This window comes from Fodinicola feengrottensis (genome assembly GCF_039530045.1).
GTDB classification, from domain to species: domain Bacteria; phylum Actinomycetota; class Actinomycetes; order Mycobacteriales; family HKI-0501; genus Fodinicola; species Fodinicola feengrottensis.
In genome coordinates this window covers 59,954-77,889 of the sequence record NZ_BAAANY010000022.1, presented here as the reverse complement: position 1 = coordinate 77,889, position 17,936 = coordinate 59,954, and the positions used below count along the sequence as shown (strand labels likewise).

Annotated in this window: 16 protein-coding genes; 11 read left to right on the top strand and 5 right to left on the bottom strand. The window is 66.9% G+C overall.

The window, feature by feature from the left end; translation table 11 throughout:
- Positions 1-5 precede the first annotated feature (5 nt).
- From ABD301_RS28070 to ABD301_RS28030, 9 genes are all read left to right on the top strand, one after another.
- Positions 6-2,435: a zinc ribbon domain-containing protein gene (locus ABD301_RS28070; RefSeq protein WP_344313391.1), complete on the top strand. Its 2,430-nt coding sequence runs from the start codon at positions 6-8 to the stop codon at positions 2,433-2,435.
- Positions 2,436-2,633: 198 nt separating this feature from the next.
- Entirely contained in the window at positions 2,634-3,800 is a 1,167-nt protein-coding gene (locus tag ABD301_RS28065; RefSeq protein WP_163568159.1) for an HpcH/HpaI aldolase/citrate lyase family protein, read from the top strand.
- Between the two features lie 3 nt (positions 3,801-3,803).
- On the top strand, positions 3,804-5,063 hold the full coding sequence (locus ABD301_RS28060) for a phosphoribosyltransferase family protein (RefSeq protein ID WP_344313390.1): 1,260 nt from the start codon (positions 3,804-3,806) through the stop codon (positions 5,061-5,063).
- Positions 5,064-5,068: 5 nt separating this feature from the next.
- On the top strand, positions 5,069-6,223 hold the full coding sequence (locus tag ABD301_RS28055; RefSeq protein ID WP_344313400.1) for a cysteine protease StiP family protein: 1,155 nt from the start codon (positions 5,069-5,071) through the stop codon (positions 6,221-6,223).
- Positions 6,220-7,047 (top strand): HAD family hydrolase, encoded by an 828-nt coding sequence (locus tag ABD301_RS28050; protein ID WP_344313388.1) that lies wholly within the window; start codon positions 6,220-6,222, stop codon positions 7,045-7,047. The genes ABD301_RS28055 and ABD301_RS28050 overlap by 4 nt, the downstream gene beginning before the upstream one ends.
- Position 7,048: 1 nt before the next feature.
- Positions 7,049-8,260, top strand: a complete 1,212-nt coding sequence (gene mycP / locus ABD301_RS28045) for a type VII secretion-associated serine protease mycosin (RefSeq protein WP_344313387.1) — start codon at positions 7,049-7,051, stop codon at positions 8,258-8,260.
- Positions 8,261-8,293: 33 nt separating this feature from the next.
- The gene (locus ABD301_RS28040; protein ID WP_344313386.1) at positions 8,294-9,130 is read left to right on the top strand and encodes an alpha/beta fold hydrolase; all 837 of its coding nucleotides are present in this window, start codon (positions 8,294-8,296) and stop codon (positions 9,128-9,130) included.
- Positions 9,131-9,218: 88 nt separating this feature from the next.
- Positions 9,219-9,497 carry a hypothetical protein gene (locus tag ABD301_RS28035; RefSeq protein WP_163572060.1) on the top strand — a complete coding sequence of 93 codons (279 nt, stop codon included), beginning with the start codon at positions 9,219-9,221 and terminating at the stop codon, positions 9,495-9,497.
- A complete protein-coding gene (locus tag ABD301_RS28030) occupies positions 9,494-9,829 on the top strand; it encodes a type II toxin-antitoxin system PemK/MazF family toxin (protein WP_163572061.1) in 336 nt (111 codons plus the stop codon). Before ABD301_RS28035 ends, ABD301_RS28030 begins: the two co-directional genes overlap by 4 nt.
- Positions 9,830-9,833: 4 nt before the next feature.
- On the opposite strand, the gene ABD301_RS28025 is transcribed toward ABD301_RS28030, so the two are convergent.
- On the bottom strand, positions 9,834-10,988 hold the full coding sequence (locus ABD301_RS28025) for an SWIM zinc finger family protein (RefSeq protein WP_344313385.1): 1,155 nt from the start codon (positions 10,986-10,988) through the stop codon (positions 9,834-9,836).
- A complete protein-coding gene (locus tag ABD301_RS28020) occupies positions 10,985-13,750 on the bottom strand; it encodes a DEAD/DEAH box helicase (protein WP_344313384.1) in 2,766 nt (921 codons plus the stop codon). Before ABD301_RS28020 ends, ABD301_RS28025 begins: the two co-directional genes overlap by 4 nt.
- A 231-nt stretch (positions 13,751-13,981) precedes the next feature.
- Between ABD301_RS28020 and ABD301_RS28015 the strand changes: the two genes are divergently transcribed.
- Together ABD301_RS28015 and ABD301_RS28010 are read left to right on the top strand one after the other, a co-directional pair.
- On the top strand, positions 13,982-14,641 hold the full coding sequence (locus tag ABD301_RS28015; RefSeq protein ID WP_163572062.1) for a hypothetical protein: 660 nt from the start codon (positions 13,982-13,984) through the stop codon (positions 14,639-14,641).
- A 55-nt stretch (positions 14,642-14,696) separates the two neighbouring features.
- A complete protein-coding gene (locus ABD301_RS28010; RefSeq protein ID WP_344313383.1) occupies positions 14,697-15,533 on the top strand; it encodes a hypothetical protein in 837 nt (278 codons plus the stop codon).
- 5 nt (positions 15,534-15,538) lie between these two features.
- Here ABD301_RS28010 and ABD301_RS28005 read toward each other — a convergent pair whose 3' ends face one another.
- The 3 genes from ABD301_RS28005 to ABD301_RS42555 all read right to left on the bottom strand — a co-directional run bounded on the left by ABD301_RS28005 (position 15,539) and on the right by ABD301_RS42555 (position 17,898).
- A complete protein-coding gene (locus tag ABD301_RS28005; protein WP_279582206.1) occupies positions 15,539-15,985 on the bottom strand; it encodes a YbaB/EbfC family nucleoid-associated protein in 447 nt (148 codons plus the stop codon).
- Positions 15,986-16,049: 64 nt separating this feature from the next.
- Entirely contained in the window at positions 16,050-16,478 is a 429-nt protein-coding gene (locus ABD301_RS28000; protein ID WP_163572065.1) for a YbaB/EbfC family nucleoid-associated protein, read from the bottom strand.
- Between the two features lie 40 nt (positions 16,479-16,518).
- Positions 16,519-17,898: a S8 family serine peptidase gene (locus ABD301_RS42555; protein ID WP_390624211.1), complete on the bottom strand. Its 1,380-nt coding sequence runs from the start codon at positions 17,896-17,898 to the stop codon at positions 16,519-16,521.
- Positions 17,899-17,936 lie beyond the last annotated feature (38 nt).

Genomic DNA, 17,936 nt, shown 5'->3' with positions numbered 1-17,936 from the left:
CGACGTTGGCCCTCGACACCAACGCGTACCGCAAGAGCGTCCTGGCTCGGCTGCTGGTCGAGCCAGGCCTCGCGGATCCGCAGACCGGCGATCCGTTCCTGGTCTGCGCGGTCGACCCGGACGCCGACGACGCGACCGCGGCGAAACAGCTCGACGAGGTCGTCGCGTTCTGGAACAAGGAGCGCAACCACCCGCGCTATCGGGGGCTCGCCGCGCAGCTAGTGGGCCGGCGGGCCGAGTACCAGTCGATCCTGCTCAACAGCGGCGCCCGCAAGGCCGCCGCGCAACGCGTACGAATCGCCCACGAGACCGCCCAGGCGGACGGCCTGGCCGTGTTGGACGACCTCGCCACCCGCCTCACCCGGGACCGCGGCGGCCTCCCCGAGTCCAAGATGGACACCCTGCGCCGGATCGCCGAACACCACGACGTGGACGCCGCCACCTTCACCGCGTGGACCGGCCGCCACCAGGTCATCGACGACGCCGAGGCGGCGCCCTGGGACGACGCCGTACGCCAGCAGATCCGCCGCGGCCTGGACGAACTGGCCACCCTGGAGCATCACCGGCCCGGCTTCCCGACCCTCTATTCGCTGCTCAGCCTGGATCATGACGCGAGCCCGGCGAAGGTCCGGCAGGCCACCGACGAGCTGACCCAGATCAACGCGGGCGCCCGGCGGGACCGCCGCAAGACCCTGCTCGGCGACCTGCTGGCGACCGTCAAGACCCGGCTGCTGACCGAGGACGGCCCGCGCCGGTACGCGGCGAGCCTGCGCGCCGACGCCCGCGACCTGATCCGTCCCGAGATCGAGATGCTCGCGGTGGTGACCGGCGAGATCTCCGCCGAGGACCACCAGACGCTGGTCACCGCGCTGGTCGGCAACGACTGGGGGCTGTCGGTCACCGACGCCCGGGAGATCATCCGGCAGGTCGCGACGCAGGCCGGCGCGGCCATCTCGGTGCCGGTCACCACCCGCGACATCATCGTCTGCGGCCTGTGTGAGCGGCCGCAGACCGAGACCGGCCCGAACTGCCGCTACTGCGGCACCGCGCTGCACCTGACCTGCCCGTCATGTGGCACGCAGCAGCCCGCCGCGGCATTGCGCTGCGGCCACTGCGGCACCTCCCTCGCCGCGTACCGCAAGACCTTCGCGGCCATCCGCGAGGCCCTGGAACTGAGCGCGCCGGACGCCGAACGCGAGCTGACCGCGCTGCTGAGCACCGCGCCGGACGCCCGGATCGTCCGAGACGCGTTGGCCCGGCTGCCGCTCGCGCCGCCGACCGCCGTCAGCGCCCAGGCCGACAACGATGCCGTACGGCTGCGGTGGCACCCGTCCGCGTCCACCGGCGAGATCTCGTACCGGCTGTCCCGGCAGATCACCGCCGCCGGCCACGAGGCGAGCCGCGGCCTCGGCCGTACGGCGTCGACGAACTTCGAGGACGCCGGTGCGCCCGGTGGCCTGCCGCTGCGCTACCAGGTGACCGCGGTGGCCGGCGACCGGTCCAGTGCGCCCGCGCAGTCCGACGAGGTGCTGCTGGCCCGCGAGGTCGAGGCGCTCGCGGCGCACACCGTACGGGTCGGCGGCGCGCCAGCGATCCGGATCAGCTTCCGCGACCCGGGCGGCGCCGGCCGGGTCGCCGTCGAGCGGGTGGTTCCCGGCGCCGACCCCCAGCCGCTGCGCACCAGCGCCGACGGGGTCGTGACGGACACGTCCGTACGCCCCGGCGAGCAGGTCGCCTACCGCGCCCGGGTGACCTACCAGGGCGCCGGGCAACCGATCAGCACCCCCGGCCGTACGGTCGAGGTCACCGTCGCCGACCTGCCGGTGCCGGTCCCGGAGCTGTGGTTCAGCCCACAGTCGGACGGCAGCATCCGACTGAGTTTCGACTCCCCGCGGGCCGGCCAGGTGCAGATCTACGCGACCACCGGGCCGTCCGCGACCCCGGTCGCCACGGCCGGCGCCGATGTCGACGTGATCGCGCTCGGGCAGCGGTCCCGACTGGTCGGCACCGGCACCCGGCGGATCATCGACCGAGCCGCGAGCGGCCGGATGGTCTACACGCCGGTCACCGTGGTCGGCGATCTCGCTGTCGCCGGCACGGCACGGACAGTGATCGCGGCCCCGCCCATTAGTGCGCTAAAAGGACGCGACGAGGGCACCCGAGTGGTTATCTCGTTCACCATGCCGCCGGGCGTCACAGAGGCGGCCGTACGGTGGCGCCGGGACCAGTTTCCGGAGAATGCCGACGATCCGGCCGCGGTCGGCGAGAACATCACCAACACCAAACTGGAAATTTCCGGCGGCCTGGCCATTCCGGCGCCGACCGACGGCCGTCCACTGTTCATCGCGGTTTATCCAACCGTTCGGCTGACTCCGGCCGGAAGACCGGTGCCGGCGAGCGTGGCCACCACGCTGGTCATGCGCCCAGCCCGATAGGGCACTCTTAAAGGGCGGGTAGACGTTCGGCCAAAGGCCCGTCATACTCTGACAAACTCAGCAGAGGCTCTTCTGTTACGAACGTGTTTCGCCTTGTTATAAGCACATCCGCAGATACCGGCTGGACTTGTCGTTCTACTCTTGAGCAGCCACAAGCCTTTGCTGACAACCTATGCCTGATCCGATGGAGGTGCCGCCGTGCGTCACTTTGCCTTGTTGACCGAATCCGAACGCTCGGCGCTGTTTCACCGCGAGCCGGTGCCATTTCACCGCGACAGCGAGCGATCGGTGCTCGCGGTCGCGCTCGGCGCCACTTTGTACGCGCCGGCCACCCGCCCGCGACTGACCGAGGACATCCGCAAACAGGCCTCTCGCGGAGTCGCCAGCATGGTGATCTGCCTGGAGGACGCGATCTCCCAGGACGAGGTGCCGGCCGCCGAATACAACGCGATCGAACAACTCCAGGCATATCGGAATTCCACCGAAGAAGGCCCGCTGCTGTTCGTTCGTGTTCGTATGCCTGAACAAATCGTCGACCTCACCAAACGCCTCGGCGACGCGGTGGACGTACTGACCGGATTCGTGCTACCGAAATTCACCGGCGATCTGGGCGCCGAATTCCTGGAGGCGCTGGCCAAGGCCTCGGCGAATTCCGGGCATCGACTGCTCGGCATGCCGGTGCTGGAATCGCCGGACATCATCCACCGGGAGACCCGGGTGGACAGCCTCGCGCGGATCTCCCGAATGTTGGACGAACACCGGGAAAACGTGCTCGCCATTCGCATTGGCGCCACCGACCTGTGCTCGGCGTACGGCCTTCGCCGGCCGCGCGGAATGCCGATCTACGACATCCGGCTGGTCGCCGACGCGATCGCCGACGTGGTGAACGTGCTCGGCCGCGCGGACGGCACCGGCTATGTCGTCACCGGTCCGGTCTGGGAGTATTTCGACCCCAGCAACGCGATGTTCGACCAGCGGCTGCCGGAGGAAGCATTCGAGGCCAAACGCAGCAAGCGGGTCTACAAGCAGATAATCGACCGCGATTTGGAAGGCCTCCTGCACGAGATCGAACTGGACAAAGCCAATGGTCTGGTGGGAAAAACGGTCATCCACCCCAGCCACGTGGCCGCCGTGCACGCTCTGAGCGTGGTCACTCACGAAGAGTATGTGGACGCGCAGGACATTTTGGCCACCCTCGGCGGCGGCGTACGAGCCAGCGAATACGCCAACAAGATGAACGAAGCCAACCCGCACCGGGCCTGGGCGGATCGTACGCTCACTCGTGCCCGGGTGTTCGGGGTCACGAACCCGGATGTTTCCTGGGTAGATGTCCTCGGGGCGGTGCTCTCTCCGGTAGCGTCCTGATTGATGACGGAATTGGCTTCTTCGCTGCTCCTACCCCCGGCGCCGGTGTGGACCGGGGGTTGGGTGGGCGACCGGTTGGGCGTACGGCTGCGCAGCACCGCCGGGATCCCGTTGGACCGGCTGCTCGGGCTGGCGGTCCGGCGCAACCCCAAGCGGGCCCACCTGCTGGTCTCCACCGTGCTCGGCAAGCACGTGCCCACCGATCCACGGCACGTGCATGGCGCTGGCCTGCTGCTGGGCCGTCAGGTGGCCGTTGAGCTGGCTGGCCGGCCGGCGGTGGTGATCGGTAACGCGGAGACCGCGACCGCGCTGGGGCACTGTGTGGCCGAGGCGGCGGGCACGCCGTACCTGCACTCCACCCGTCGCCCGATCGCTGGCGTACGTCCTTATGGCGGCTTCGCGGAGGCACATTCGCACGCCACCGACCACCTTCTGCTGCCCACCTCGGCGCCGGTGCTGGCCGCGCTCGCGGATCCGGACACCGTGGTCGTGCTCGCCGACGACGAGCTGTCCACCGGCGCGACCGCGCTGGGCACCATCGCGGAGCTGCACCGACTGGCCCCGCATCGGGCATATCTGCTGGCGAGCCTGGTGGACATGCGATCGCCCGCGAGCCTCGCGCTGGCCGACACCACCGCCGCCGAGCTGGGAGTGTCGATCGGAGCCGTGTCGCTCGCCGCCGGGACAGTCGAGTTGCCAGCCGATATCCTGACCGCAGGCCAAAAACTGGTGGCCGAGCTAGATGACCAGCCGCCGTCAGTGGTCGCACCTCGTACCACCGCTGAAAGAATCGCCGTTCGCTGGCCCAGTGGCGTCGCTGTCGGTGCACGACACGGCGTCGATGCGGCCGGCACCGCTGCGCTGGCCGCTGCGTGCGCTGACGTTTCCACGACAATCACGGCTCGGCTCACCGGCGCCGAATCGGTGCTGGTGCTGGGATTCGAGGAGCTGATGTACGCGCCGCTGCTGATCGCCTCGGCGCTGACCGCTGATTTCTCGGTCCGCTATTCCACCACCACCCGCTCGCCGGTGCTGGCGGTCGACGATCCCGGCTACGCGATCCGGACCCGGCTGAGTTTCCCGGCTCACGACGATCCGGCCGACGGGCCCGGCCCCCGATTCGCGTACAACGTGGCCGACTCCGGCGCGGACGCGATCGTGCTGGTCGTCGACGAGCCCGCCGACACTCCGGCGCTGCCGGATCTGCTGTCCCACCTTTGTTCAGTGGCCTCGAAAGTCCTGCTGGTCGTGGTGCCGGCATGAGCGCACTGCCCGCACCGCTGGCCGGACCGGCGTTTTCGTCGTACTCGGCCGAAGAAGTGACCTGGCTGCTCACCGATCTGTCCACTGTGGACCTGGAAGCGCCGACCGAGGAACGCGAAGAGGCCATTCAAAGCGGCGGCGCGCATTACGCCGAGTCGCTGCCGGTGGAATACCAGCCGAGCGCGCAATACCAGGAACTTTTCCGGCAGGCCCTGGCGGTTTCGGCCGGCCGGGTCGCACACGCGGTCGGGCTGGTCACCGAACTGGTGCTCAGCGAGAAACCGCGACCGGTGCTGGTCTCGCTCGCCCGCGCCGGCACGCCGATCGGCATCCTGATGCGTCGCTGGGCCGCGTACGCGCACGGACTTTCCTTGCCACACCACACGATCAGCATCGTGCGTGGCCGTGGCATCGACACCGTGGCACTGCGCTGGCTCGCCGAGAACTACGACCCGGCCTCGGTGATGTTCGTCGACGGCTGGACCGGGAAGGGCGCGATCACCCGCGAGTTGGCCGCGGCCGTACGAACGCTGGCCGACGCGGGCGGGCCGGTGTTCTCCGAAAAACTGGCCGTACTGGCCGATCCGGGCACCTGCGTGGACCTTTTCGGTACGCGCGAGGACTATTTGATCCCGTCCGCCTGCCTGAATTCCACGGTTTCCGGGCTGGTCTCGCGTACGGTCCTCAACCGCGACCTGATCGGCCCGAACGACTTTCATGGCGCCAAGTTCTATTCGCAGCTCATGCCGGCCGATGTCTCCGGAGATTTCCTCGACGCCATCTCCGCCGAATTTCCCGCTGTGGCTGAACAAGTCGCCGCTGACCTGCCTGCACTGTCCACATCGGACCGCAGCCCGACCTGGGCCGGCTGGGCAGCCGTGGAGGCGATCTCGGCCGAATTCGGCATCGGCGAGACGACGCTGGTGAAACCCGGTGTCGGCGAGACCACCCGGGTTCTGTTACGCCGGGTGCCCTGGCGGATTCTGGCCCGCCGCGGTGCCGGCGACGACCTCGCGCACGTACGCCTGCTGGCCGCGCAACGCGGAGTGCAGGTCGTGGAAGTGGACGACCTGCCCTACACCTGCGTGGGCCTGATCCACCCACAGTTCACCCGCGGCGCGACCGGCGGCAGCGGCACCGCGGTGGGTGCGACGGCATGACCGTCCTGGTGGCCAGCGACCTGGACCGTACGCTGATTTATTCGCGCGACGCCGCCGAAGTCGACGCGCTGGATGGCTTGCTGTGCGTCGAAACCTACCAGGACGCACCCCTGTCGTACCTGTCCGAGAAGGCTGCCGCCGGGTTGGCCGCACTGGTGGAGCGGACCGAATTCGTGCCGGTCACCACTCGTACCCGAGAGCAGTACAAGCGGATCAACCTGCCCATCCCACCGCGCCGGTATGCGATCTGCGCCAACGGCGGCCACCTTCTGGTCAACGGGGTGCCGGACCCGCGCTGGCACCGGGCCGTACGACAGCGGCTCGCGGCTGGTTCGGCGGACCTCGCCGAAGTGTCCGAGTGGCTGGCGAAAACCGCCGATCCACAATGGACACTCAAACATCGCGAAGCCGAAGACCTGTTCTGCTATCTGGTCGTCGATCGGACCGCCATGCCATCGTCCTATGTGGATGAAATGATCGGCTGGTGCGACCCGCGCGGCTGGGAAGTTTCGGTGCAGGGCCGCAAAGTTTACGCGGTTCCGCGCGACCTCACCAAAAGCGGAGCGGTCGCCGAGGTGGCCGGGCGCATGGAGGCGGACACCGTGTTGGCGGCCGGCGACTCGCTGCTGGACGCCGAGCTGCTCGCCGCCGCCGACGCGGCCGTACGCCCCGGCCACGGCGAGCTCGCCGACTCGAACTGGTCGGCCCCGCGCGTACAAGCCCTGACCGAGCGCGGCATCGCCGGCGGCGAAGCGGTGGTCGAGTGGTTGCTGGCCGCGGCCGACCACCGGGTCAGCAGCGCAGGCCTGGGCTACGCTCTCTGACGTGAGACGTTTCACGGGGGCGCTGGTCGGCCTGCTCACGGCCGGCTGCTGTTTCCTGCCGGCCACCCCCGCTGCCGCAGCCTGCGTCTCCACCGGCAACCCGTATCCAGCGGTGCCGCCGGCCGTGCAACGGCTCAACCCCCGCGCGGTCTGGCCACAAACCCGCGGCCTGGGCATCAAGGTCGCCGTCATCGATTCCGGCGTCAACGCGAACCATCCGCAGCTGCGCGGCCGGGTGGTGGCCGGCGGCGACCTCATCCAGGGCGACAGCTCCGGCGCGCTGACCGACTGCCTCGGCCACGGCACCCTGGTCGCCGGCACCATCGCCGGCGGCGGCGTCAACGGCACCGGTTTCGTCGGAATGGCGCCGGACGCGACGATCATCTCCATCAAAACGCTGGACAACCTGACCCTTCAGCAGGGCCTGGAAGGCCGGATCGCCACCGCGATCCGGACCGCGGTGAGCCTTCACGCGGACGTGATCAACATGTCGCTGACCACCACCAACGACGACCCGAGCCTGCGCGCGGCGGTCGCCTTCGCGGAGCAGAACGACGTGGTGGTCGTGGCGGCCGCCGGAAACCAGAAGCAGCAGGGCAACCAGGTGCAATATCCAGCCGCGTACCCGGGCGTCCTCGCCGTCGCCGCGGTCAAGAGCGACGGCACGCGCGCCGAGTACTCCGAGACCGGCTCGTACGTGTCGGTGGCCGCGCCCGGCGAGGACATCACCGGCCCGTCCGGCAGCGGCGACGGCTACGTGACCACCAACACCGGCGCAGCCGAAAACGGTGGCACCAGCTATGCCGCGCCGTACGTCTCGGGCCTCGCCGCGTTGGTCCGCGCGTACTACCCGAAGCTGTCCGCGAAACAGGTCGTCAACCGCATCATCACCACCGCCGATGGCGCTGACAGCGGCCACAACGATGAGCTCGGCACTGGGGTCATCAACCCGTACCAAGCCGTCAACGCGATCCTGTCCACCGGCTCGGCGCAGGCCCCGAAATCGGCAGCCCTCGCGACCCCGACCAACCCGAACGACCGTGACGGGATGACCCGACCCATCGCCCTCGGTGTCGCCGGAGCCGCGCTGCTGATCGGACTGTTGGCGCTGGTCTGCGCGTATGTCGTGCCCCGGGGCCAGGCCCGCGGCTGGCGACCGGGACGGTTGGCCGTGGCGGCCTCGGCCAAGGCAAAACCTGCCCCAAAGTCTTGAGCCGGTTGCATAACAGCGTTATAGACTTCGGGCATGCCTGAGCGATCGACAGTCACCATCAACGACCTGACCTTCACGATCCATCAGAACGGCCCCGCCGACGGTCCAGCGGTCGTCCTCCTGCACGGCTTCCCGCAGAACTCGACCGAGTGGGAGGCGGTCGGCGAGCGGCTGGCCACCGCCGGCATCCGCTCGATCGCCCTCGACCAGCGCGGCTACTCGCCCGGCGCGCGCCCCGACGGCGTCCCGAACTACCAGGTGTCCGAGCTGGTCAGCGACGTGGTCGGGCTGCTCGACGCGCTCGACCTGCCAACCGCGCACGTGGCCGGCCATGACTGGGGCGCGGTGATCACCTGGCAGCTGGTCGCGCACCACCCGGACCGCTTCCTCGGCGCCGTACCGGTCAGCGTGCCGCACCCGGTCGCCTTCGCCGAGGCCCTTCAGACCGACCCTGACCAGCAGCAGAAGTCCGGCTACTTCCAGCTGTTCCGTACTGAGGGCAAGGCCGAAGAGGCGCTGCTCGGAAACGACGCGGCCTTCCTGCGGGGAATTTTCACCGGCCTCGACCCCGCCCACATCCAGGCGTACGTCGACCAGATGAGCGCGCCAGGCGCCCTCACCGCCGCGCTGTCCTGGTATCGCGCGATGGACCTCAGCAGCAGAGAGCCCTTCCCGGAGATCACCAACCCGATCACCTTCGTGTGGGGCAGCGCTGACATCGCCCTCGGTCGGGTCGCCGCCGAGAACACCGCCAGCAAGGTCGCCGGGCCGTACGAATTCATCGAACTCGACGGCGTTGACCACTGGGTCCCCGAACGCGCGCCGGAAGCCGTCGCAGACGCCATCATCAAACAAATCAAAACCAGCTGACCTTTATCCGCAGCGCTGTGGATAAGCACCAAGGCGCAGTCAGCTGACGCTCTACCATCGCGGTATGCAGATAAGTATCCTCGATGGTATGAGTGACACGACGATCAAAGTCGACAGCGGTGTCAGGGACCGCTTACGAGCAGTCGCTCACCGCCGTCACGTCACGCTCGGCGCTCTTCTGGACAGCGTCAGCCGCGACCTGGAGCGCGCCGAGCGGATGAAGGAAATCGCTGAGCAGTACGAGACCTACGCGCGTGAGGACCCGGCTGGCTTTCGTGCCGAGATCTCGGAAAGCCACGATTGGGATCAACTGGCCGGGGACACCCTCCCGCCAGCCCGAAACGAATATCCGGATCTTCAGCGTTGAGCGCCCCGCGACGGGGCGAGATCTGGCTCGCGGACCTGGATCCGACCGCTGACAACGAGGTGGCCGGCCAACGGCCCGTGCTGGTGATGTCGTCCGACGCCTTCCACAACTGGCCCATCCACCTGGCGATCGTGGTGCCGCTGACCACGTCAAGCCGGCCGTTGCGACACCACACGCCGGTGGTCAGCGGCGGCCTCGATCGGCCGAGTGTCGCCCGCCCCGAAGACGTACGATCCATCACCACGCGCCGCTTCACCCGGCGGCTCGGCGTCGCGGACCCCAGCAGCGTCGAAACCGTCGCGGACAGCCTTCGCGATTTCCTTGAGCTTTAGCCACCTAGTCGTTGTCGATCAGGTCGGTGGGGTCGTCGGCGGCTGGGCCGTCCACGTCCCAGCCGGCGGGTGACTTGAGCAGCCGATACCACCGGCCGTCCCGGCCCAGCCGGAGCTGGACATCACCGCAGGTCACCCGGTTGCGTTGGGCCCGGGCCGCACCACCCCACTCGGTCATCGCCAGCCGCGCCGGCTCCAGCAGCAGCGGGTTGGGCTGCCACTCGTCCCTGACGACGTGGACTCCGCCAGCGCCCGCCTCACGCCACCCAATCGCCCATCTGACCAGTGTCTTGGGCGGCAGCGACATGCGTTTGGCCAACGCCGGCAACTCGGCGTTGCCCAGCATCCCGGCGGCCCGGCGCGCCAGGTCGACCTCGGTTTCCACCGCCAGCCCACCATCGGCCAGTCCGGTCGCGAGTTCCCACGCACGGGAAGCCGCGTCGGCCGCGAGCGCAGATAACAACGCCACCGTCACCCGGCTTTCCAACGGCGGATCCAGCGGCAGCGGCGCCGGCTGGCCCGGTGTCGATGGCGGCAACTGCGGAGCTGGCAACGCCGGCAGGTCGCCCTGTCGTGCGTACGCCTGCCGCGCATTGACTCCGGTCGGCCCGGCCGGCCCGCTGGACTTCGCTTCGCGGCCCCGCCTGGCCCTGAGCGCGGCGAGGATCTCCTCGCGGGACCGGCCGCGGAGCATCAGCAGCGCGAACGGGTCGGCGTCCACTGCATCGGACACCAGATAGCACACTGCGGCCGCGTGTTTGCACAGGTCAGCCCAGTCCGGGCAGGAACATTTCGGACGGATTTCGCCGGCGCCAGGCAGCAGGTCGCAGCCGGCGTCCTCGATGTCCTTGACCACCTCGGCCGGCAACTCACCGTCCAGCAGCGCGGCCAGCCGGCCGACCTGTGTCGAGATCGAGGCGACCACCCGCTCCCAGTCCTTGTGGTCAAAAGTCGCAACCCGGATCACCACTTTGTACGGCAGGGCACGCCGGCCCTGCACCAAAGCGGTGACCTCACCGCGGCCGACGGTGAGGCCACTGACCGTGTTCTGGCGCGCGTACGTCCGCCCGCGCGGCAACCTGTTGCGGTCCAGCCAGGCTCGCTCCTCCAGCGCGTACACCCACTGTTTTCCCCACCAGGTCTGGCCAAATCGCCTCATGCCCGCACCTCGACTTCTTCGCCCAGCCGTACGAGATCGGCCAACTCGTCATTGGACAGCTCGCTCAGCCAGGTCTCACCACCGCCCACCACCGCGTCCGCGAGGGCACGTTTGCCTTTCAGCAACACGTCGATCCGATCCTCCACGGTGCCTTCGGCGATCAGCCGGTGCACCTGGACCGGCTTGTCCTGGCCGATCCGATAAGCCCGGTCGGTCGCCTGGTCCTCCACCGCCGGATTCCACCAGCGGTCGAAATGGATAACGTGACTCGCGCGGGTCAAATTCAGCCCGACCCCGCCAGCTTTGAGTGACAGCAGGAAAACCGGCGCCAGACCGTCCTGGAACCGCTGGACCATCACGTCCCGCTGCGTCGCACTTGTCTGGCCGTGCAGGAAAATCGTCCCGATGCCACGACCAGCCAGATGTGTCTCCAACAGCCGGCACATTTCCACGTACTGACTGAAGATCAGCACCGACTCGCCGGCCGCGGTAATCACCTCCAGCAGCTCGTCCAACGCGGCGAGCTTTCCGGACCGGCCGGCCACCGGGCCCTTTTCGTGCAGGTAATGCGCTGGGTGATTGCACACCTGTTTGAGCGCGGTCAGCAACTTCAGCACCAGCCCGCGCCGAGCGATGCCCTCGGCCTGCTCGATCTCGGCCATCGTCTCCTCCACGACGGCTTTGTAGAGCGTCGCCTGCTCGGTGGTCAGCGACACGATCTGGTCAGTCTCGGTCTTGGGCGGCAGCTCCGGCGCAATGCCCGGGTCGGTTTTCTTGCGTCGCAAAAGAAAAGGTCGGACGATCCGGGCCAGCCGCTCGGTCGCCTGCTGGTCGCGATAACGCTCCACCGGGATCGCGATGCTCTTTCGGAAGCCATCCAGCGAGCCCAGCAGCCCTGGCGTTGTCCAGTCCAGGATGGCCCAGAGCTCGCTCAGTCGGTTCTCCACCGGCGTACCCGTCAGCGCCAACCGTGCCTGCGCCGGGATCTTGCGGATCGCTTTGGCCGTACGCGACAACGGATTCTTGGCATGCTGCGCCTCGTCCGCGGCCACCACGCCCCAGTCGACATGGGCGAGCGCATCCGCGTCTCGGCGTACGACACCGTAACTGGCCAGCACCACCTCATCTTTGGCCAGCTCGTCGAGGTGTCGCAGACCGCCGTGATAGCGCCGCACCGGCACGTCCGGCGCGAATTTCGCGAGCTCTCTTTCCCAGTTTCCCAACAGCGAGGTCGGGCAGATCACCAGCGTCGGCAGCGGCTGCCGAGCCCGCCGATGCAGGTGCAGCGCGATCAGCTGGATGGTCTTGCCCAGCCCCATGTCGTCAGCCAGGCAGCCACCCAGGCCGAGGTCTGTCATTGCCGCCAGCCAGGCGAGACCACGTTTTTGGTACGGCCGAAGGGTTGCTTTCAGGTCCGCCGGCACCTCGATGGCCTGCTTGTCCACAGTGGACAGCCGATGAACGAGGGCGGCGATCTGCGGCGGAGCACTGAACTCGACCTGCTCGCCGTCGATGTCGATCTCACCGGTCAGCGCCGCCGTCAACGCCTCCAGCCCAGTCAACGTCCGGTCCTGCCGGCGGCGCAGCCGGGCCAGCAGTGCCCGGTCCACTTTCACCCAACGGCCTCGCAGCCGTATCAGCGAACGCTTCGCATCGGCGAGCGCAGCGATTTCAGCCTCCGTCAGCGTCTCTCCACCGAGCGTGGGCTGCCAGGAGAACCGCAGCAGTGTGGCCATGCCGAAGGCCGTGTCCGTCTCTCGGCCCGGCGCGGGCGTCGCGGTGGCCTTCATCTTCATCTCGTCGGCCACCAAGTTGGCCGGCCACAGCACGTCGATGCCTGCGCTCGCGAGCTGCTCGGCACCCCGGTCAAAGAGGTCATCGACGGCGTCGTCGTCCAGGTCGATCGCGGTCGGACTCGCCTGCGCCAACACTGCCGCCAACGGCGGCCATGCGCGCGCTCCTGCCCGCAACGCCAGCAGCAAGTCCGTGTCGGCATTCTCGCCGAACCGCGCCAGCACTGCCGGCGGTGCGTGCCACAGTTGCGCCGCGTCCAGCCCCAGGCTCGGGTCCGCCACGCTCCGCAGCTGCACGACCGCTTGGCACGGATCGTCAAACGCGGTCGGCAGCTCCAGCCGCAACACCACCCGCACGCCGGCTTTTTCCGACTGCTCCACCGCATCGAGCCAGTCCGTCGGCCCCGAGACCTCGACCGGTTCATGCGCGGTGAAAGCCGGCGCGCCCATCGCGGTGGCGGCGCCAGCGGTGCGTACGAACGCGTCGGCGAGCGCGTCCCAGAACAGTCGCACCAGCTCGTCCGGCGCATACACCCGCAGCGGCCGGCTGCCCGGAATCGGCACCGCATGCGCGGTCACCGGCATCGCCTTCGCCAGCTGCGCCAACCACTGCACATCGGCCGGATCCAGGGGCCCGGCCCGCCAACTGCCATAGCCCTCGCTCGTACGCGCCGGAAGCAGCCGCCCCCGGGCCAGCAACCCCACGCCAGCCAAGGCCGCCGCCGACCAGGCCTGCACGGACCGACTCGCTTCGTCGCTATCTCGCAGAAGCGCCGGCAGCGCCTCCTGGACCGGCATCATCCGCGCCGGCACCCGCCTTCGCCGCACCCCAGCGCCATGCGGGAGCACGAGCTCGACCTCCTGGTGCCCCTTGGCCGCCTCGCCCCAGAACGCCACCTGCCCAGCCCGCGGCACCCCACCCGGCTCCGCCGGCAGGAACACAGCCTCAACCGCACTCGTCAAACTCACCCCACGACGGTAACCAGCCACCCCGACAAAACCGCGCCGCACATGCCACCCGGCCGTTGCTCCACTGCGAGTTCGGCTGACACTCCAGCCAATCAGGACAATCTGCCAGCATTCGTGGCGACGGATTTACTTCCGCTGATATCGTGACTTGGACGACCCAGGATCCGAGAGAAGATACACGTTCGGTGACGAAATATCGGCGTTCTGGGTCTCAGACAACGGGGAGTAATTGTGACCACGAACGACGATGGCTATGCGGGCCTCACAGACCCGGACACCACTGGGATCGGCCGGGGAATATCCATCCCGACCGCTCGCCCGCAGCAACCAACCAGCCCGTACGAACCGCCGGGGGGTTTTCCACCACTCCCGTCAGATTCGAGCGACCAGTCCCGCGGCCGTGGCGCCGGTGATGGCGTCGAGTCGCAGAACCCGCTGCACAGCGGTCAGCGGTCCAGCCCGTACGGGTCTCGCGGCTACGCTAACGACCCGTCTGGCGCCGGTGGACCCGGCGATATTTCGCCGAGTCCAGACGGTGGCGGCGGTCCCCCACCATCAGGATCTGGTAGTGGCGCCAATAGCGGCGGAAGCGGCGGCAGTGGTGTTCAATTCGACCCTGACGGCATTGCCCAACATGGTGACGACCTCGTCAATCAGCTCGGTCCATTGCTGGAACAAGCCAAAGCTGGTCTGGAAAAGGCGGAGCTGGGCAGCGAGGATTTCAGCATTGACGGGGTTCTGCTGAGTAGCTGCTATCCGGGAGCCCACGAATACTGGCTCAAAGAAGTGGACTGGATTGTCGAGGAGCTTGGGAAGCTCCAGGGCGCGCTTCACCAGGTCGCCCAGTCATGGAGTTCGGCAGAGGACCACAGCACCGTACGAACCCGGTAGCTCGTCCGGCGCCACTTCCACCTGCCCACTCGTATTCGCCAGGAGACCAGCAGACATGTCTAACGTTCTGGACGTCGGGAAACCTATCAACACTGCCGCGCAGGCGGTCGTGGGTGTTTGTTGCACCCTCCTCCCCGCGGCCATTCCGCTTATTTTTATGTTCGAGGCTGGAAGCGGAGAGCCAGGAAAGGTCTTCGAGGGTGGTGAGAACTGGCGTCACGCCGGAGAGCGCCTGGATATCTTCAGCCAGGACCTGACACAACTGGTCTCGGGTGTGCCTGAGTCGACCTGGCAGGGCCTCGATCGGGACGACTATGAAAAGAAGACCAAGGAACTCGCGGCAGTTGTCGAAACAAGCGGCATCGGCCTGCAGGTCAGCGGAGTCGCGCTCGATGCTGCGGGGCTGGCCATTTTCGCATGGGACATATTCTGCGCCGGTATTTCTCTCACAGTCCTTACTATCGCACTGGAAGTTGCAGCAGCCGATGCAGAGACGCTCGGAGCGGCCGAGGCAGCCGGCAACGAGCTTATCGAGGCGCTTTTGGGGGTCGTGGAAGCCGCCGAACTCATCTACGTCGGAATCTTGGGGCTGCCAGGAGCGGTCCTGCAAGGATTGGCCGTTGGGGGTGCGGTAGGTCAGGCTCTCGTGACTGGCGACACCACCTCACTTGCCAACCTCACTCAGGCCGAGGTGGACTCCATTCCTGAAGTGCTTCAGGCATCCGCCTCATATGTCACCGACGGAGCCAAAACCAGAGCCATCAGAGAGGGCACCCGCTACGAAAAGCCGGACGAGTCGGAACCAGGCAGTGGCCACGGCGGAGAGAACCATGGCTCGTCTGGATCCAACGAAGGCGAGAACAGTCCAGAGCCGCCGTCCGGCGAAGACTAGGGCGCCTATTTCCTGAGTTTCGACTGAGCCTCACGCAGTCGAGCGGTTGCGGCATCCGTGTCGCTGGCGAACCTTTCGTAAGATTCGCGGACCTTCGCGCGAGTCGCTTGAAGATTCGACGACGATCCGACGTCGCCGCGTACCTCGGCTCCCAGTTCTTTCAGGACGTCGCTCGCCTTTAGGCGCAGATCGCCCTGGGCGGCACGTACCGTCGAGATGACGCTCTCGGACAATTCCTCCGGCCGCTTGCGCATCATCCGCGGATGAATTTTCAGCGCTCGTACGCCATCCACGCTTGTATATTCCACCGAAACCAAGCCATCGTCCGACTCTGCCCGCCCCACCAGATCTTTACTTCGGTCGCGCACTGTCTCCAGCAAACGCAACCGCTCTTTCATGTCATGAAGAAGGTGTTCTGTTTCCGCGTTGGAATATCCCTGGAGATCCGCCACAACATCACCTTTCACCCTGCGATCGATCGGTCGAATTCGCTAACTACCGGTCCGGTCCGTGTCCCTACGCGGACGGTCCTGGACTCTGTTTGCGGCCCGGTGCTCTGTTGGCCGTACGTGTGAGTTGAGCGAGCGACTCCTCGAGGCGTTGCCGCACAGCAGCCCGATCGAACTTCTCTTCACGCTTGGGGAGCATGTCTTTCGCAAGCGCAGTGGTCTTGTCTCGCAGGTCCGAAGTGGCCGCCCGAATCGTCGCCACTATCGCCTCGGACAATTCCTGTGACTGCATCTGCATCGCGCGCGGATCGATCTTCAAGGTCGTGAGGCCATCGGTCGCTCCGTACTCGACAGTCACCCGACCGTCTTTGGATTCAGCTTTGCCCACGAGTTCCTTCGTACGCTCCTGGAACTCACCTACCTTTTCCAGGCGCTTGTCGGCATCAGCAAGGATCTGCTCCGCCTCAGCGTGTGAGACTCCATCAAACCCAGTCACATCTTCCCCGTTCCTAGTGAATTCGCGGCCTACATTTCCGCTAGCTACTCGGTGGCCCTGCCGTAGGCCCACCTGCGCTCGGTGGCGATCCGCCGGTCGGCGGCCACATGGTGGTCGCCGATGACGGACCACCAGACCCGGAAGGATAGCCACCTGGCGGCGGACCTGACCCCACCGGCGGCGGCGGAAACCCTCCCGGCCCGTACGACCCCGACGAACCCAAGCCCCGACGTCTCCGGCGACCAGAGGAAACCAACACCACGACAAGAACAACCACCGCGACCAAAACGAACAGAAGACAAACACCGCCAACTACCCACAACCACACCGGCACCCCGCCGCCACTTCTCGAACCAGACCCACTACCAGTCCCCGGCGACGCCTGTTGACTACCACCAGCCGCAGGCGATTGACCATCCTGCCCAGGGCCGATCAACGGATTACCCGACACCGGAGCAACGTTCTCAGTCAACGCCTCCACCGGATGCACCGTCCCAAAACCAAAATACGGATCCCGCCCCTTCGGCCCCTGATCAACCGCAGTCCTAATCAAACGATTGATCACATTCGCCGCATCCAAACTCGGATACTTAGACCGCACCAACGCCACCACACCCGAAACAATCGCCGTCGCCGAACTCGTACCGTCAGAAGTCGCGATTCCGTTTGCATACACTCGGGTTGGTACTGGAGCGACGATATGCACGGACGGTGCTGATAGAACAACTTCCGGACCATGCGCTGATCCGGACCAGAAATTTGCCTTCTCATCAACGCCCGAGACCGCGACTACACCGGGCAACGCGGCCAGGCCGGAGACAGCCGGACCCGTGGACTTGACGTTGCCCACGCCGGCTACAACCACGACGTCTCGACTTTGAGCATATCGCACAGCCTCCGCTAAATCAGCCGGAACATACCCTGGAAAACCGATTGAGATATTCTCTATCTTTGCTCCGTGGTCAGCTCCCCATCGAATTCCCTGTGCGATATTGCTATCCGAGCTAATAGCAGATTCCGGGACTGCGATAGGCAAGATCGTCGCCCCCGGCGCGACTCCCAGCTCAGTCATCTCGTTCGCGCCTGTACCAGCGATAATTCCAGCCATCTGGGTTCCGTGGCCAACACTGCTAGTGTCGACAGTACCCATTGGGCTCGACGATAGGCCAAATTCAGTTCCAGCTAGGAGGCGGCCTGACAGAGCCGGCACGCTGGAATCGCAGCCACTGTCGATCACTGCTACAACCACACCCTGTCCATTGGCGACTTGCTGGGCAGCTTGGATGTGCAGTACGTCGAGGTACCACTGGCCTTGACGCAAGGTCGCACCTGAAGCCGTGAACGGCACTGATCCAACAACAGCACTTACCAAGACCAGGCACAGGAGGAGTCTGCCGACGCCTCCTCGCGTTACTCGCATAGCCGTACTCAATCGCCCGCTCCGTCAAGCTCCGCGCC

Bases quoted from the DNA above. Each gene is read 5' to 3' on its own strand.
- ABD301_RS28050 (WP_344313388.1), top strand. From the start codon at position 6,220: ATGACCGTCCTGGTGGCCAGCGACCTGGACCGTACGCTGATTTATTCG.
- ABD301_RS28035 (WP_163572060.1), top strand. From the start codon at position 9,219: ATGAGTGACACGACGATCAAAGTCGACAGCGGTGTCAGGGACCGCTTA.
- ABD301_RS28040 (WP_344313386.1), top strand. From the start codon at position 8,294: ATGCCTGAGCGATCGACAGTCACCATCAACGACCTGACCTTCACGATC.
- ABD301_RS28060 (WP_344313390.1), top strand. From the start codon at position 3,804: ATGACGGAATTGGCTTCTTCGCTGCTCCTACCCCCGGCGCCGGTGTGG.
- ABD301_RS28010 (WP_344313383.1), top strand. From the start codon at position 14,697: ATGTCTAACGTTCTGGACGTCGGGAAACCTATCAACACTGCCGCGCAG.
- ABD301_RS28025 (WP_344313385.1), bottom strand. From the start codon at position 10,988: ATGAGGCGATTTGGCCAGACCTGGTGGGGAAAACAGTGGGTGTACGCG.
- ABD301_RS42555 (WP_390624211.1), bottom strand. From the start codon at position 17,898: ATGCGAGTAACGCGAGGAGGCGTCGGCAGACTCCTCCTGTGCCTGGTC.